This is a genomic window from Bacillus sp. BML-BC051, assembly GCF_019656175.1.
Classification (GTDB): domain Bacteria; phylum Bacillota; class Bacilli; order Bacillales; family Bacillaceae_G; genus Bacillus_A; species Bacillus_A mobilis.
Genome location: NZ_BPLI01000012.1, coordinates 79446 through 95833, shown reverse-complemented (window position 1 = coordinate 95833; position 16388 = coordinate 79446). Strand labels below are relative to the sequence as shown.

The window sequence follows — 16388 nt, the reverse complement described above, 5'->3', positions numbered from 1 at the left end:
CACCTTACCTTCTATCTCATACATCATTTAATTCCTACAAACTCTCCAACTAACCCCTTCGCCTTCTCCAAAGCTTTCTCAATTTGCTCAAACCCTGTACCGCCAGCACTGTTACGACGTTTCACAGCTGCATACGGCGAAAGAACTTCATACAAATCTTCTTCAAATAATGAGCTCATTTCTTCATATGTTGCAAGTGGTACATCTACTAAATAAATTCCTTTTTGTGTGCAGTGTAGCACTAGCTTCCCAACAATTTCATGAGCTTGACGGAATGGGAGTCCTTTACTTGCTAAGTAGTCAGCAATTTCTGTTGCGTTTGAGAAATCTTGGGTGACAGCTTGCCCCATCTTTTCTTTGTTTACAGTCACCGTCTCTAACATGCCTGCCATAATATGAAGGCATCCCTCTACTGTTTTTACTGTATCAAACATTCCTTCTTTATCTTCTTGCAAATCTTTATTGTAAGCGAGCGGTAATCCTTTCATGACTGTAAGTAAACTAAATAAATTACCGTATACTCTGCCTGTTTTACCACGAATAAGTTCCGCCATATCCGGATTTTTCTTTTGCGGCATAATGCTGCTTCCCGTTGCGTATTGATCGCTCATTTCAATAAATTGAAACTCTTGGCTACTCCATAAAATAAGTTCTTCGCAAAAGCGTGATAAGTGCATCATAAGCATAGATGAGTTACTTAGGAACTCCAGTATGAAATCACGATCGCTTACTGCATCTAAACTATTTTCATAGATTCCATTAAATCCAAGAAGCTCCGCACTATATTCTCGATCAATCGGGAATGTTGTCCCAGCTAACGCTCCTGCTCCTAATGGCGAAATGTTAATACGCTTTAACGAATCTTCATAACGATTTACATCACGCTCTAACATCCAAAAGTAAGCGAGAATATGATGAGCAAATGAAATTGGCTGGGCACGCTGCAAATGCGTATAACCAGGCATAATGGTTTCAATATTATTTTCTGCTTGATGAACAAGAACAGTTTGCAATTGTTTTGTAGCTTTTATAATATGTTCTACTTTTTCTTTTAAATATAAATGCATATCAGTCGCCACTTGATCATTACGGCTTCGGCCAGTATGAAGTTTCCCTCCTACTTCACCGATTTTTTCAATTAACATCTTTTCAATATTTAAATGAATGTCTTCCGCTTCAACTGAAAAATGTAATTTATTTTGTTTCGCTTCTTCTAATAAATATTGAAGACCTATCTTTATTTTCTCTGCTTCTTCTTTCGTAACGATGCCTTGCTTTGCTAGCATCGTTACGTGTGCAATACTCCCGTTTATATCTTGATTTACTAATTGTTGATCAAAGGAGATGGATGCTCCGAACTCTTCAACCCACGCTTCCGCTTCTTCTGTAAAACGTCCGCCCCAAAGTTTGCTCACGCTTCCACCTTCTTTTGATTCACTTGGCTGTATACTTTCGTTGGTAAACCGAATAATGAAATGAATCCAATTGCTGCATCATGATTAAATTCGTCCTGGGCAGTATACGTTGCTAGTTTTTCATCATATAAAGAGTACTCAGATTTACGTCCTTCTACAATCGCATGGCCTTTAAATAATTTCACACGCACTGTACCTGTTACATTCTTTTGCGTTTCTTGTAAGAAAGCGTTAAGCGCTTGTTTTAAAGGAGAGAACCATAAACCATTATAAATAAGTTCTGTTATTTTCTGCTCAATCATCGGTTTAAAATGCGCTACTTCTTTTACGAGTGTTAAATCTTCAAGCTCCTTATGCGCCGTAATTAATGTCATCGCTGCTGGGCATTCGTATACTTCACGCGATTTAATACCAACAAGACGATTTTCTACGTGATCAATACGTCCAACGCCATGCTTTCCAGCAAGTGCATTTAACGTTTTAATTAGTTCTGAAAGTGAATATGCAGTACCATTTAAAGTCGTCGGTACGCCTGCTTCAAAACCGATTTCTACAAACTCCGGTTTATTCGGTGTATCTTCTAAAGCTAATGTCATCTCATATGCATCTTCTGGCGGTGCTGCCCATGGATCTTCTAAAATGCCACATTCGTTACTGCGTCCCCATAAGTTTTGATCGATTGAAAATGGGCTGTCTAAATTAATCGGAATTGGTACGTTGTTTTCTTTTGCATAGGCAATTTCTTCTTCACGTGACCATTTCCATTCACGTACAGGCGCAATCACTTCTAAGTAAGGATTTAAAGCTTGAATAGAAACTTCAAAACGAACTTGATCATTCCCTTTCCCTGTACATCCATGTGCAACTGCAGTCGCCCCTTCTTGTTCTGCAATCTCTACTAATTTCTTCGCGATAAGCGGGCGTGATAACGCAGAAACGAGAGGGTATTTCCCTTCGTATAACGTGTGCGCTTGCATCGCCATCAATGCATATTCATTTGCAAATTCCTCTTGAACATCAATCATATATGATTTAATTGCACCTACTGAAAGTGCCTTTTCTTTTACAAATGCTAAGTCTTTACCTTCCCCTAAGTCTAAACAAAGCGCGATAATATCATAATTCTTCTCTTGTAACCATTTAATTGCAACGGAAGTATCAAGGCCTCCGGAATATGCTAATACCACTTTTTTCTTCTCCATTTTGCATCCCCCTAAAGAATAAATATTCATTTTCTTTTATAATAATTCACACTTTAACACCTTTTACAAAATGTATCAAGAGTCATTTTCAAATTTTTTCAAACAATTCCATCGAGCTTCTTTCTGTTTTCATGTACAATATAAGCAGGAAAACGGGGGTGAACTTATGGAAAAGTATTTCTTATACGATGATCATCTAGGAATTGAAATTCCTCATTTACAGGAAGATTGGGAAGATATCTCCGAAAAAATGCAGCATGCTATTTTATTGAAATGGGAACAAGTTCGCGGAAAAATTCCTGATCGTATAAAAGAACTCGAACACTCTATTAATGCAAAACAGCATCATTTAAATAACGAAGAAGACTTCGAAATTTCTTGCAAACTGAATTCAGAAATTGCCGATCTCGCTTCCATCATTAATGACCTTTGGCTTTGGTATCGACTCACTCAAAATGTATCTGAGGGGAAAGCACACCAATGAAAAAAGCATGCCCCTCAATCACTTTGGGTCATGCTTTTTTGTCGTAACACGATTTACAATATATTTCTTGTGCTGTTTTCGCCAAACACACATCAAATGGACCGACTAATATACTTCTTTCTTTCGGCAACTTTACAAAAGCGACAAGTTCTTCTTCATATTGAATCTTTTTCTTACATGAAACGCACGTTAATTCTTTTCTTTTGAATATGTCTTTTAGCATATCTCCACTCTCCCCTTTATCTATCTATATTAATATAATCTCATAATAGTTAACATTTGTAAAAAAATGACACATTCCAAAGTGAACGATTCATATAATGTGTACAAAAGGAGGTCTAAAATTTATGCGCGCTTTCGTTATTATCGCTTTAACTTTTTTAAGTGTGATTAGCTGGGATGCGTTTTTTAAAGAAAAAAGTGATGAAAAGAATACAACTGAATAAAAACTCTTCTTTTCTTACTTATTGGACAAACTAAAAAACTGTCCGACTTAACGAAACAACTTAGGCTTTTCTACAAAAATATTTAAACATAACAATTTTTGTAGATTCCCTCCGTTTATTGTCGGTTTCCATCCGCATACATTTTTTGAAAGTATGATATAATAATATAAATCTTGAAGGAAGGGATTTTGATATCATGATCGCTCGAAGGAGCATGTGGCATCGTATTGACGAATCATACACGTAGCGTATTTTTCAGCTCAGATACTTTAGTCTAGCGAAAAAAATACGAGAGTGGGGAAATTATGATTGCCCGAAGGATAATTTGGCAAAAAAAAGACTCTTCTTACACATAGCGTTTTGTTTAGGACTTAATTGTTACTAGCTAAACAAAACAAAGAAGAGCAGGATTGCTAAATGAAGAATCCTACTCCACGTTTTGTTTAGTCGTTTTAAGACTTAAACTAAAACGAAGGTAGGGAGAATTGATGGACGAGAGGATTATTCGTTATTTCTTCAGCGACATATAGCGTAGTTAGTTTTTTTCGTAAACTAACTGAAGCTACATGTGAGCTCGTAGTTAGTTTACAACACAAAAAGGACTACTAACTACGGAAAGAAGGAATAACGATGAGGAACATCCAAAGTCGACAAATTATTAAAGAAATTTTTATGGTTTTAATCGGTTCATTTATTTTAGCAGCAGCGCTATATCACATTCACTTCCAAAACCACTTAACAGAAGGTGGCTTTGTAGGAATCGCACTATTCATCCAAAATTTTTATGATATTTCACCATCTATTTCAACTGTAATTATGGATATCCCAATTATTTTACTATGTGCTTCATTTTTAGGTAGAAAAATGGTTGGCTATTCATTCCTAGGTTCGATTTCATTCGGAGTATTTTATTCTCTTATGGAAAATTATTCTCCATTTACGGTCGATTTATCAAATAATTTATTTATAGCTGCAGTAGTTGGCGGTGCATTAGCTGGTATTGGACTCGGTTTTATATTGCGATTTGGCGGTGCAACCGGCGGAGACGACATTTTAACAATTGTATTAAGTAAACGAACTCGTTTTACAATTGGGCAAATTTTCTTCGTCTTTGACGCGATTGTTCTTGCGCTTTCATTATATTATTTAAATTGGACAGAAATTGCTTTTACTATTCTTTCGATTGCCGTACAGGCAAAAACATTGGACTTAATTTATTATCCAAAAGCAGAGAAGAAAGCAGAAAAGCAACCAGTATCTATTCCAATGTCCAAAAAGCATGCAACAAATTAAAAAAGCGAAAGGCTTCGGCCTCTCGCTTTTTTTACGCTTTTTTTACGCTCTTTTTTCCTTCTCGACTATGTGGCGCACTTGATAAAATCTATTTGCAAATTCAGTAACGTTTCTTGTTAAACGATAATTCACTGTAGACCCAATTGCCATTCCAATTACCGGAATACCTTGGAATAATTTACGACGAAGAGCATAAATCGAAAATGTTTTTAAAATTTGTTTTAATACAACTTCAGTAGAAGCTGGCTGTAACACCGCTTCGTCTCCTTCGTAGAAGAACGAATCTTCTTGCTCTAGCTCTTGCAGTAAATTGTACCATGCGTATTGCTGAAGCCTTCCTGGTAGTAATGACGCATGAAACACCTTTAATGCAAGCATCATTTCATAAGGCTTGTTCACATCATGCCCAAATGATGTGGCAATAAGTTGGACAGCCTTCACATTTAACGCAATCATAACCGGGAAATCAGCTGTTAGTAATAATAAACCTCCAGCACCCGTTGCTCCGCCTTGTACGAATGAATATAAGCGATGTCGTGCTGTTTGCTGCTCTGCTATGTATGTTAATTGATCAATAGATAATTCTTTTAAGTCCTCTAGTTGCTCAATCGATTCATCAAATAATCTCGACGTTCCTAAAATACGATTACGCGCATCTAATTGTGATTGTGAACTTTGAATCAATGCATGCAAATGAAAGAGCCATCCATCTGCTTTTGTAAAGAAATCTTTTCGTTTTTTCTCAGGTAATTTCGCAATTGTAGTATGTACCCATTTATCAAACATTTTTTGAAAATCTGTCGCTTCTTGCTCAACCAATTGCAATTCCCATTCTTTTATATTGTCTAAAATGGCTTGTTCTCGCTTCGATCGCATCGTAACAACCACCTCGTTCGATTTTTTTCTATTGTAACATATTTCTGCTTATTCTTTGCAAATATGCTTGTATATCTCTTTTCACATACCCTTTATGAGTGACATAAAATAATAGCAAAAAGGATGAGATACTTCACATGAATCTATCCAATCTAAAACAAAACTATAATGCAGTATTCAGCTTAGGACAAAACTGCTGGCCTGCTTGGGCTTTATATCAATTCGAATTATCACCATTTTTTGGTGTTATCGATTTTATGCTAAGCCCTTCATTAGAAAAAGTGAATGTATTATTACAAAATCGATTTGACCGTTTTTTAAAGTTCGAAAACTTATCCTTCATCTCATTTTGGGATGATGGTGCAAAACTAAGACTCCGTGATAATCTATATGAAATCGACTCTTGCCACGACTTTAAAACAGATGTAAACACACCAACTTCTTGGCCTTCTTATACAGAAATTAAGTTAAACTATGAGCATCGAATTCATCGTTTTCTAACAACAATTGAAACGGCACAATCCACATTGTTCATTCGAACTGGAGGAACCTACGAAGAAGCACGTTCCTTGGAACAAATTTTATCTCAAATAGTAAAACATACCTTCTCCGTCCTGTTACTGATTCCTGCGGATGTACCTACTGTTGTAGAAGAAGATTGGGGACTACAGCATATTTGCGTTATAAAATGCCCTATTATGGATATATTTCAGTACAATGAAGCATTTTGGAATGACTTATTTAATGGCATCGTAATTCGACCACATTCTTAAATACACGACACGTTTTATTACGCAATACATTATAATCATCCTTATACAAAAGAAATAAGGAGTGATTGTATATGTATCCACGTGCAAAAGCTTTTGGCATTGCTACACATCAAGGTCACCTTCTCGTACAAGAATATCATGCAGCCGATGAAACATTTTACCGACCTCTTGGCGGATCAATTGAACTTGGTGAAAAATCAGCACATACCGTTATTCGTGAATTTCAAGAAGAGCTTCATACAGAAGTAGAAATCACCAATTATGTAGGATGCTTAGAAAACATCTTTCATCTTGACAGAGAAATGGGTCATGAAATCATTCAACTATATTCTGTACGCTTATTAGACACATCACTATATGAAATGAAAAAAATGAATATACAAGATGAGCAAACAGTATCATATGCGAAATGGATTCCCATTACAGCTTTCATTCAGAAGGAAAAAGTACTATATCCAGATGGAATTTTAAACTATATCCAATAAAAAAAGACGAAATCCTATAGGATCTCGTCTTTTTTATATAGTATATTAACCAATATTTCCAAGACGTAGTACGTCACGAGCGATCATAACTTCTTCGTCAGTTGGAATTACAATAATTTTTACTGGAGAGTGCGGGAAGCTGATGAATGCTTCTTCACCGAATACGTTATTACGTTTTACGTCGAAGTATACGCCCATGTACTCAAGGCCTTCTAATACGCGCTCACGAATAATTGCACTGTTTTCACCTACACCAGCTGTGAAGATGATTGCGTCTACACCTTTCATACGAGCAGTGTAAGAACCGATGTATTTATGGATACGGCTTACGAATACATCAAGTGCTACTTTCGCACGGTGGTCGCCTTCTTCTTCTTTCGCAATGATGTCACGTAGGTCACTAGAGTAACCAGTAAGACCTAACATACCACTCTTCTTGTTTAATACGCTAACTACTTCTTCTACTGTTTGGCCTGTTTTTTCCATGATGTATGGAATTAACGCAGGGTCAATGTTACCAGAACGTGTACCCATTGTTACACCAGCAAGTGGAGTGAAGCCCATAGAAGTATCGATAGATTTACCGCCTTCTACTGCTGCGATACTTGCACCGTTACCTAAGTGACAAGAAAGTAAGCTTAAGCTTTCAAGTGGACGACCTAATAATTCAGCCGCACGCTCAGTTACGTATTTATGAGAAGTTCCGTGGAAACCGTATTTACGGATGCCGAACTTTTCATAGTACTCATATGGTAAGCTGTATAGGAATGCAGATTCCGGCATTGTTTGGTGGAACGCTGTATCAAATACTGCTACTGCTGGTACGTTTGGTAATACTTCTTGGAATGCTTTAATACCAACAAGGTTTGCTGGGTTATGAAGTGGTGCTAAATCGCTTAATTCTTCGATATCAGCTAATACTTCATCAGTAATTAAAACAGAGTCAGCAAATTTTTCGCCGCCGTGAACAACACGGTGACCGATACCGCCAATCTCATCTAGAGATTTAACGATTCCGTTTTCAGTTAATTTGTTAAGAAGCATATTAACTGCTACTGCGTGATCTGGAATGTTTGTAATTTCTTTTTGTTTTTCGCCATCTACAGTAATAGTGAAGATACTATCTTCTAAACCGATACGTTCTACTAAACCTTTTGTTAATACTGTTTCACTTGGCATTTCAAATAATTGGAATTTTAAGGAAGAGCTTCCTGCGTTAATCGCGATGATTTTTGACATCTAGTCTTTCGCCCCTTTTTCTCTTGGTAGTTGTGTGGATGTTTCCACAAACCGCTCGATTTTATCTAATTAAATTCACTACATATGAAAACGTTTCATCATTAGCAAATTTTATACTCACGATTTTAATTTAAACATCGTCCGACATATATTTCAAGTGAAAAAATTGTAACACCAAGAAAAAATATATATTACAGATTTCAAAAAAATTCAGTTAAATCTAGTATATATTTAAAAATATGACATATCATATAAAACTGTACTACATGAATTACTAACCCTGTTACATATACCTAGCCTTATTTATGCGTTGCAAACCAAGTATTTAATTGGTCCATAATGTTCTCCATCGCCTTCATGTTAGAAAATTTAGGTAACTCCACTAATAACGCCTGTTTTGGCATCGTTACACTAGGGCCTTTCTTTTGGAGAACAAATATACTTTTTGCATTTTTCTCGTTTTTAAACATGGAAACAGGTAGCTGTAATAACCCCTGAATAAAACATGTTTCTTTAATAAATGCATGTAATTTTGGTGCTTGATCACTTTCAAAGATGAAGTTTGGCACTAGGAAGAATAAGTACCCGCCTTCTTTCGTATGTTTCACACTTTGTTCAATAAATAGGTGATGTGCATATGACATTCCTTCATCTGCTTTTAACTTATATTCACTTGCACCGATTTCATTTGGATAGTAACCAATCGGTAAGTCTGAAACGACTGCATCAACCGGATCGATATAAAGTGGCGCTAGTCCATCTTGATGGAAGAATTCGATTGCATGCTTTTGTAAATTCGCATTTACTAAAGCAAGTTTAATTAGCACTTCATCCACTTCTACACCAAACCCACTCATTGCTAGTCCTTCTTTGGCGCTATTAAACACTGTAGTCATTAAGTTACCTGTTCCAATTGCAGGGTCTAACACCGTAATTTCGTTTTGACCTTGCATAAATTTATGGAATAAGTAGCTCATGAACATGCCAACTGCATCAGGCGTCATTTCGTGATTCGCTTGTACGCCTTCTTTCATTCCTTTTAAAATGGCTAACTGAAATGCTTTACGAATTTCTTCACCTTTATATGTTTCTTCATTAAACGTACTATATTCACGATTCAGCCTTTCAATTGCTGACTCAGATAATTCCTCTTGTAAAATCGCTCCTTCAAACAAGTTATCACCTGTTTCTACAAGCGCCTCTAAATATGTTACATCTAATTCTTTACGTAAAACTACCGCAGAAGAATCAAAAATAGAAAATAATGTTTCTACTGTCTGACTCACGTACATTCCTCCTTCTCTCTTTTACACATAACTTATATCATACCACAAAGTGTTTTTTTCCAAAAAGAAAAAGCGACCTCCTGCAAAGAGCTCCCCTTTCAGTTATATATGATATAACGCTTTTTCTCATATATTGGCACCGTTACGCAGCAATATATGAGAAAAAACGACCTCTTTATAAGAGGTCATTTCTTTCACATTATTTTGCAGATTTAGCTGCTTCTAATGCTGCTTCATAGTTTGGATGGCTTGTACCTTCGCTTACGTACTCTGCGTAAACTACTTTGTCGTTGCTATCTACTACGAATACTGCACGAGCAAGTAAACGAAGCTCTTTCATTACTAAGCCGTAAGCTTCACCGAATGAAAGGTCACGGTGGTCAGAAAGTGTTACAACATTTTCTAAACCGTTTGCTGCACACCAGCGTTTTTGAGCGAATGGTAAGTCAGCGCTAATTGTTAATACTTTCGCGTTTTCAATACCTGCTGCATCTTGGTTAAAACGACGTGTTTGTGCATCACACACACCTGTGTCGATTGAAGGTACAACACTAATTAATTTTACTTCGCCTTTGTATGTTTCTAAACTTACTGGAGATAAGTCATTTGCTAATACTTGGAAGTTTGGCGCTTGATCGCCAACTTTAACTTCTGTTCCAACTAAAGTCATTGGATTACCTTTAAAAGTTACGTTTGCCACTTGAAAATCCTCCCTTATTTAAACAAAATATGTACACTGTAAATGATAGTTTGTCCCTATCGATAATGCAAATAAAATCGCTTTATTTACAAAAAAATTAAAGAAGCCAATCCATTGATCAGCTTCTTTATTCGTTAAATTTGAAATTCAGGATCGTCTTCTTTTCGTTTATCCATCATTTCCTTCACTTTATCAACAGCTTGTGGCGCTAATTCAATTATTTTATCGATGACGTGTGTTTGCTTATCTAAATGTAACACTTTTACGCCTTCTCCATTTATTACAAGAAAAGCAACAGGATTAATCGAAACTCCTCCACCACTTCCCCCACCAAATGGATGACGACCTGAATGTTCTACTTTACCAAATTCACTTCCACCAGCGGCGAATCCGAAACTAACTTTCGAAACGGTAAGAATTACACTTCCATCTGCCGCTTTAATTGGATCACCAACAATTGTATTTACATCAGTCATTTGTTTTAAATGCTGCATTGCGGTTGTCATTAAACCTTGAATTGGATGGTCCATTCTATATCCCCCCTATGCTTGAACAGATTTTTCTGTCACACCAGATTTTTGCTTTCTCATAAACATGAGCAATTTCACCGCTGTTTTTATAGTACGGAATATACGAAAAGATGCTGTTAACTCACATCTTGACGCAAATCCTTTCCCTTGAAACACAGGCGTAATTTCAAATTCCGGTACATCGACAATATGCATATATTGTCCTACAACTCCAGCAGCCATACCTTTTGTCCCCCATGCATATCCAGTGACAATTCCAGTGCTAGCTGCATCACCTGCACCAATTTGCGTGTGCCATTTCCAACCATTGATTTTCACTCGTTTGAGAAAATCTTTAACAATAGTATGAACTTCTTGCAGCTTTTTTATCAGCTCCCCTATACTATCAAGTTGCGCTATAATTTTATTATCTAATCCGCCGTCCTCTTCAGCTTTCTCGATCTTTTGTCCTGTCTTCTTCTGTTGTTTTTCAATTCTTTCCAGTACATCGAATGTATATCGAATCATCCATATTTTCACTTGAAACAAACATTGCTTTTCCATTTCTGAATATAAAAATGTCACTTTAAGCTTTATTTTCGACAATAGTATAAGCAAAATAAAAAGGAGAAGAATTATTATTCCAATTACGAGCCACTTCATACGTATCATCCTTTCACTCCATACCCATTATCGACAAGTTTATGCATCATTAAACAGAATCCCATAAGATTGAATATAAAAATTTTTCTAAAAATAAAAAGGGATTTTGACATTTTATATCGAAATATATTATTTGAACATATCGTCGGGGAACGTATTCTGATGATATGTAGCACGAAGAACAGAAAATTTAACTGCAGTGGAGGGATACATAATGGCAGATCGTCGCAATTTATTTTTCTTTTATGGTGATGACAAAGCAACGCTTGTTGAAAAAATGAAACCAATCTATCGTATTTTAGAAGAGAATGGATTTACCATATTAGATCATCCAAAAAATGCAAACGCTATCGTCAGTGTTGGAGATGATGCAACTTTCTTACAAGCCGTTCGTAAAACTGGTTTTAGAGAAGATTGCTTATACGCAGGGATTTCTACGAAAGATGAAATTTCGTTCTACTGCGATTTCCATATTGATCACGTTGATACAGCCCTTCAAGAAATTACAAAAAATGAAATTGAAGTGCGAAAATACCCAACAATTCAGGTAGATGTAGATCACGGTACATCTTTCCATTGTTTAAATGAGTTCTCATTACGTTCTAGCATTATTAAAACATTCGTTGTAGATGTTCACGTTGATGATCTATATTTCGAAACATTTAGAGGGGACGGTTTAGTTGTTTCTACCCCAACAGGAAGTACAGCTTACAATAAATCATTACATGGTGCGGTTGTGGATCCGCTTATCCCATGCTTCCAAGTAAGCGAACTAGCATCATTAAATAACAACACATACCGTACGCTTGGCTCACCGTTCATTTTAAATCACGAGCGTACATTAACTTTAAAACTACGACCAGACGGTAACGATTATCCTGTTATCGGTATGGATAATGAAGCGCTTAGCATTAAACAAGTAGAAAAAGCTGTTGTACGCTTAAGCGATAAACAAATTAAAACAGTTAAATTAAAAAACAATTCCTTCTGGGAAAAAGTACAAAGAACATTTTTATAACATGAAAAAAACCGCCGCATTATGATATTCCATAATGCGGCGGTTTTTTATTTCTCTCGCTATCGACCAATATTCTTGTTAGCTTTTGTCGGTAAGTCGATATATTTTCACACGCCTTTCCTATACACAATCTTCCCATCAATTACGGTCATTTCTGCTTGCACTTCTTTTATTTCTTCTGCCTCTATCTCAAAAATATTGCGATTTAATATCGTAAAGTCCGCTTCATATCCTTTCGCGATTTGTCCTCGCTTCGCTTCTTTTCCGATTGCATAGGCACCTCCTGTTGTAAATAAAGAGACAGCCTCATATACCGTTAATCTCTCTTCCGGCATATAACATATACCGTCAATAAAACTTCTACGTGTAACAGCGCTATATATGCCTAAAAACGGATTCACTTGTTCAATTGGCGCGTCAGATCCACCGTTGCAATGTAATCCCGCTTCCAGTAACGTCTTCCAAGCGTACGCATAACGAAGACGATGCTCACCTAGTTTTTCAATGACTGATGGGAAGTCCGATGACACAAAGACAGGCTGAATATCAATAATAGCCGGCAAATGTTTCATCCTCTCAATCAACTCTTCACGAGCAAGCTGACAATGAATAATGCGGTCACGTAATCCTTCTGCTGGTGGATATAATTCAAGCGCATCAATGACATATTCTAACGATAAGTCACCGATTGTATGAATCGCTACTGGCATATGTAAATCACGTGCTTTTTTCACTAACTCCGCAAGCTCTTTGCGTGAGAAAATTGCAACTCCATTTGTTTCCTGCGCATCTTCATACGGTTCACTTAATAAAGCTGTTCTTCCGCCAAAAGAGCCATCAGAAAAAATTTTCATCGCTCCAAATTCAATATAATGCTCATTTTCATATTCTTTTCGTTCATGTGCTACTTCATGGTGAACGAGTAAATGCGCTTTAAATGGCATTTCCTTTATGACATGAGAAAACGCATTGTGCGTTTTTCTAAAGCCACCGTAATAATTTAAATCTTCCGTATGCCCACCAACGAGACCATATTGCCAGCAGTCTTTAATCGCTGTTTGCAAAGCTCTTTGTAAATAAACTGCATCAATTTCTGGCTGCACATGTTTAATTAATTCTTGCCCTTGTTCATATAAAAGCCCTGTTAACATATTTGATGAATCACGGCCAATTTTCCCGCCTTTCGGGTCTTGCGTCGCTTCTGTTATGTTCGCTTCTTGCAGTATGTATGAATTCACCCATGTCACGTGACGACAAACACGCTTTAATAAAATCGGATGTTCTTTAGAAATTTCATCTAGATCACGTACATGGACTTGTTTCGTATCTGTAAAATTATTTTCATTCCAACCTTCTCCAATAATCCAAGAACCTTTCGGGGCTTCTTCTACTCGTTTCCGCACGAGATTCAGCACTTCACTATAAGATGTGCAATCTGATAAATCTAGACGAAGTAACCTCTCTCCATGCCCAATAAGATGCATATGACTATCAACGAGACCTGGAATCATCGCTTTGCCTTCTAAATCGTGAAATTTAACCGTAGCATATCGGTCTTCTAACTCTTCTTTACTCCCGACATCAACGATCATGCCCTTTTCAACATAAACAGCGTCTACTTTTTCATTCTCTTCTCGCATCGTGTAAATGGTGCCGCCATACCAAATTTCTCCCATATATCCCATCTCCTTTGTTTTTATTGTATAAAAAAAAGCACCATTTCAAAACATGGTGCTTTTCTAAAAATTACTTTTGTTCAGTAGTAGACGTTGTGATTTGCCATTCAATGCTAAATTTATCTTTAAGTTGTCCGTATGCTGGGCTCCAGAACGTTTCTTGAAGTGGCATAATAACTTCTCCACCTTCTTGTAACTTTTCGAATACTTCTTTCGCTTTTTCTGCATTACTAATTTGAATTGCGATTGTTACTTGAGATCCGATTGCATGCCCTTGACCTGGGAATGTATCAGAAATCATAAGGTCCGTATTACCAACTTTTAAAGTAGCATGTAAAACGCGCTCTTTTGCTTCAGCTGGAATCGGATATTCTGGATTTTCAGGCATGTCACCAAAAGTTTGCATGACTTCTACTTTTGCATCTAACGCCTCTTTATAAAACTGTACAGCTTCTTGCCCACTACCATCTAAAACTAAGTACGGATTAATACCTAAAATCATACGGACACCTCTTTTTTAAGTTTATAAAATCGAACTTGTGTTCGTTTTTATAATATCATTGTTTGCCATTTCATTCAACTATTTCCTTCACTGTTTTCAAAATTATTTTGACGGAATCTCCATCTCTTGTTTTCTAAGTTCAATACGGCGAATTTTTCCAGAAATCGTTTTTGGTAGTTCATCTACAAATTCAATTTTACGAGGATATTTATATGGTGCAGTAAGTTCTTTAACGTGTTGTTGGAGTCTTGGAATTAATGTTTCTTCGTTCTTTTCTATATTCTCTCTTAATACGATAAATGCCTTCACGACACTTCCGCGAATTTCATCAGGACTTGCGACAACTGCGCACTCTCTTACGTAAGGATGTTTTACAAGCGCGTCTTCTACTTCAAACGGCCCAATTGTATAACCAGAGCTAATAATAATATCATCACCGCGCCCTTCAAACCAGAAATAACCGTCTTCATCTTTCTTCGCTTTATCACCGGTAATATAATAATCACCGCGGAATTGCATCGCTGTGCGCTCATCGTCTTTATAATATTGTTTAAAGAGGGCCGGTGTCTCAATGTGAACTGCAATATCACCAACTTCTCCTACCTTTACCGGAAGGCCTTCCTCATCTACAATATCAACGTGGTTGCCTGGCGTTGGTTTTCCCATTGATCCTGGTCTAATATCCATCACTTTCATTACACCAACAAGTAATGTATTTTCCGTTTGCCCATAGCCGTCTCTCACTGTAATATTAAAGTGCTTTTGGAATGTTTCAATGACTTCTCTATTTAACGGCTCACCTGCGGATACAGCGCTATGTAACGCCTCTAAATTGTACTCACTTAAGTCTTCTACCTTTGCCATTAATCTATACTCAGTTGGCGTACAACAAAGCACATTCACCTTATTATTGTCTAATAAATTTAAATATGTTTTCGGTTCAAATTTACCGTTGTATACAAATCCTGTTGCACCTGAGCCGAGAGTTGCTAAAAACGGGCTCCAAATCCACTTTTGCCAGCCCGGACTAGCCGTTGCCCATACAACATCATTCTCTTCAATTCCGAGCCAGTTTGGAGCGCTCGTACGTAAATGAGCGTATGCCCAAGCATGCGTATGAACAACACCTTTTGGATTTCCTGTCGTCCCTGACGTGTAAGATAAAAAGACCATATCTTCTTTATCTGTCTTCGCCATTTCTAACAGGTCACTTTCTGTTTCTAACGCTGTTTTTAAATTAATCCATCCATCTACTGACTGCTCGCTCAGAACGAATTTTTGAAGAGACCCCATCGCTTCTATATCATCAAACTGTCCAATGTACGGCTCATAACTTACGATCGCTTTTACTTCCCCGTGCCCGATTCGATATTCAATATCTTTTTTACGTAACATTTCCGAACTCGGAATTACGACAAATCCTGCTTTAATTGCAGCGATATACGTCATGTACGCTTCAATTAAACGCGGCATCATAATAAGAAGCTTGTCCCCTTTTTGTAGGCCACTCTTTATAAAAGCGTTTCCAATTTTATTCGCACCTTGCATTAACTCAGCATATGTAACTTCTCGTCTATTCCCTTTATCATCTTGCCAAATTAAAGCAAGCTTCTCTTTATCACCTGTATATTTCTCTATTTCAGAAACTAAATTATAAGACGGCGGCGCCAACAATTCCTCTCTCTTCATAAACATCCTCCTTTTTCTTTATGCCTCCCTTATATAATAAAGAATTTTCTGTCTATTTTGAACCCTCTTCTTTTGACAAATTTTTTATGTCTATGTCGAAATGAATGTATAACGATGTAAACAACAAAAAGA

Annotated in this window: 17 protein-coding genes; 5 read left to right on the top strand and 12 right to left on the bottom strand. The window is 36.8% G+C overall.

Annotation, left to right across the window (positions count from 1 at the left end):
• Positions 1-23 precede the first annotated feature (23 nt).
• Together argH and K5S59_RS05380 are read right to left on the bottom strand one after the other, a co-directional pair.
• On the bottom strand, positions 24-1415 hold the full coding sequence (argH, locus tag K5S59_RS05385) for an argininosuccinate lyase (RefSeq protein WP_120450929.1): 1392 nt from the start codon (positions 1413-1415) through the stop codon (positions 24-26).
• Entirely contained in the window at positions 1412-2617 is a 1206-nt protein-coding gene (locus K5S59_RS05380) for an argininosuccinate synthase (protein WP_000412331.1), read from the bottom strand. The genes argH and K5S59_RS05380 overlap by 4 nt, the downstream gene beginning before the upstream one ends.
• A 166-nt stretch (positions 2618-2783) precedes the next feature.
• Between K5S59_RS05380 and K5S59_RS05375 the strand changes: the two genes are divergently transcribed.
• Entirely contained in the window at positions 2784-3101 is a 318-nt protein-coding gene (locus K5S59_RS05375; protein ID WP_000417208.1) for a hypothetical protein, read from the top strand.
• Positions 3102-3129: 28 nt separating this feature from the next.
• On the opposite strand, the gene K5S59_RS05370 is transcribed toward K5S59_RS05375, so the two are convergent.
• Positions 3130-3324: a hypothetical protein gene (locus K5S59_RS05370; protein ID WP_000910154.1), complete on the bottom strand. Its 195-nt coding sequence runs from the start codon at positions 3322-3324 to the stop codon at positions 3130-3132.
• A gap of 853 nt (positions 3325-4177) precedes the next feature.
• Here K5S59_RS05370 and K5S59_RS05365 point away from each other — a divergent pair.
• Positions 4178-4840, top strand: a complete 663-nt coding sequence (locus K5S59_RS05365) for a YitT family protein (RefSeq protein WP_001244511.1) — start codon at positions 4178-4180, stop codon at positions 4838-4840.
• Between the two features lie 42 nt (positions 4841-4882).
• Here the strand turns inward: K5S59_RS05365 and K5S59_RS05360 are convergent, their stop codons facing one another.
• Positions 4883-5716, bottom strand: coding sequence for an EcsC family protein (locus K5S59_RS05360; RefSeq protein ID WP_001256864.1), 834 nt, complete (start codon positions 5714-5716; stop codon positions 4883-4885).
• A gap of 137 nt (positions 5717-5853) precedes the next feature.
• Between K5S59_RS05360 and K5S59_RS05355 the strand changes: the two genes are divergently transcribed.
• On the top strand, positions 5854-6489 hold the full coding sequence (locus tag K5S59_RS05355; protein ID WP_098872280.1) for a DUF1796 family putative cysteine peptidase: 636 nt from the start codon (positions 5854-5856) through the stop codon (positions 6487-6489).
• Between the two features lie 71 nt (positions 6490-6560).
• Entirely contained in the window at positions 6561-6974 is a 414-nt protein-coding gene (locus tag K5S59_RS05350; RefSeq protein WP_000283475.1) for an NUDIX hydrolase, read from the top strand.
• Positions 6975-7019: 45 nt separating this feature from the next.
• Here K5S59_RS05350 and ackA read toward each other — a convergent pair whose 3' ends face one another.
• The 5 genes from ackA to K5S59_RS05325 all read right to left on the bottom strand — a co-directional run bounded on the left by ackA (position 7020) and on the right by K5S59_RS05325 (position 11380).
• Entirely contained in the window at positions 7020-8213 is a 1194-nt protein-coding gene (ackA, locus tag K5S59_RS05345) for an acetate kinase (protein WP_000034584.1), read from the bottom strand.
• A 299-nt stretch (positions 8214-8512) separates the two neighbouring features.
• A complete protein-coding gene (locus K5S59_RS05340) occupies positions 8513-9499 on the bottom strand; it encodes a class I SAM-dependent methyltransferase (protein WP_000084362.1) in 987 nt (328 codons plus the stop codon).
• Between the two features lie 199 nt (positions 9500-9698).
• Complete coding sequence (tpx, locus tag K5S59_RS05335) at positions 9699-10199, bottom strand: thiol peroxidase (RefSeq protein WP_000024525.1); 501 nt, start codon at positions 10197-10199, stop codon at positions 9699-9701.
• A 134-nt stretch (positions 10200-10333) separates the two neighbouring features.
• The gene (ytfJ, locus tag K5S59_RS05330; RefSeq protein ID WP_000350005.1) at positions 10334-10729 is read right to left on the bottom strand and encodes a GerW family sporulation protein; all 396 of its coding nucleotides are present in this window, start codon (positions 10727-10729) and stop codon (positions 10334-10336) included.
• A gap of 12 nt (positions 10730-10741) precedes the next feature.
• Positions 10742-11380: a DUF2953 domain-containing protein gene (locus tag K5S59_RS05325; RefSeq protein WP_000620651.1), complete on the bottom strand. Its 639-nt coding sequence runs from the start codon at positions 11378-11380 to the stop codon at positions 10742-10744.
• A 205-nt stretch (positions 11381-11585) separates the two neighbouring features.
• On the opposite strand from K5S59_RS05325, the gene K5S59_RS05320 reads away from it, so the two are divergent.
• Positions 11586-12389, top strand: a complete 804-nt coding sequence (locus K5S59_RS05320) for an NAD kinase (RefSeq protein ID WP_000785179.1) — start codon at positions 11586-11588, stop codon at positions 12387-12389.
• A gap of 107 nt (positions 12390-12496) precedes the next feature.
• Here the strand turns inward: K5S59_RS05320 and K5S59_RS05315 are convergent, their stop codons facing one another.
• The 3 genes from K5S59_RS05315 to mbcS all read right to left on the bottom strand — a co-directional run bounded on the left by K5S59_RS05315 (position 12497) and on the right by mbcS (position 16256).
• Positions 12497-14065, bottom strand: coding sequence for an amidohydrolase (locus K5S59_RS05315; protein ID WP_120450930.1), 1569 nt, complete (start codon positions 14063-14065; stop codon positions 12497-12499).
• 70 nt (positions 14066-14135) lie between these two features.
• Complete coding sequence (locus K5S59_RS05310) at positions 14136-14567, bottom strand: VOC family protein (protein WP_000600354.1); 432 nt, start codon at positions 14565-14567, stop codon at positions 14136-14138.
• 102 nt (positions 14568-14669) lie between these two features.
• Complete coding sequence (mbcS, locus tag K5S59_RS05305; protein ID WP_120450931.1) at positions 14670-16256, bottom strand: acyl-CoA synthetase MbcS; 1587 nt, start codon at positions 16254-16256, stop codon at positions 14670-14672.
• Between the last annotated feature and the right edge of the window lie 132 nt (positions 16257-16388).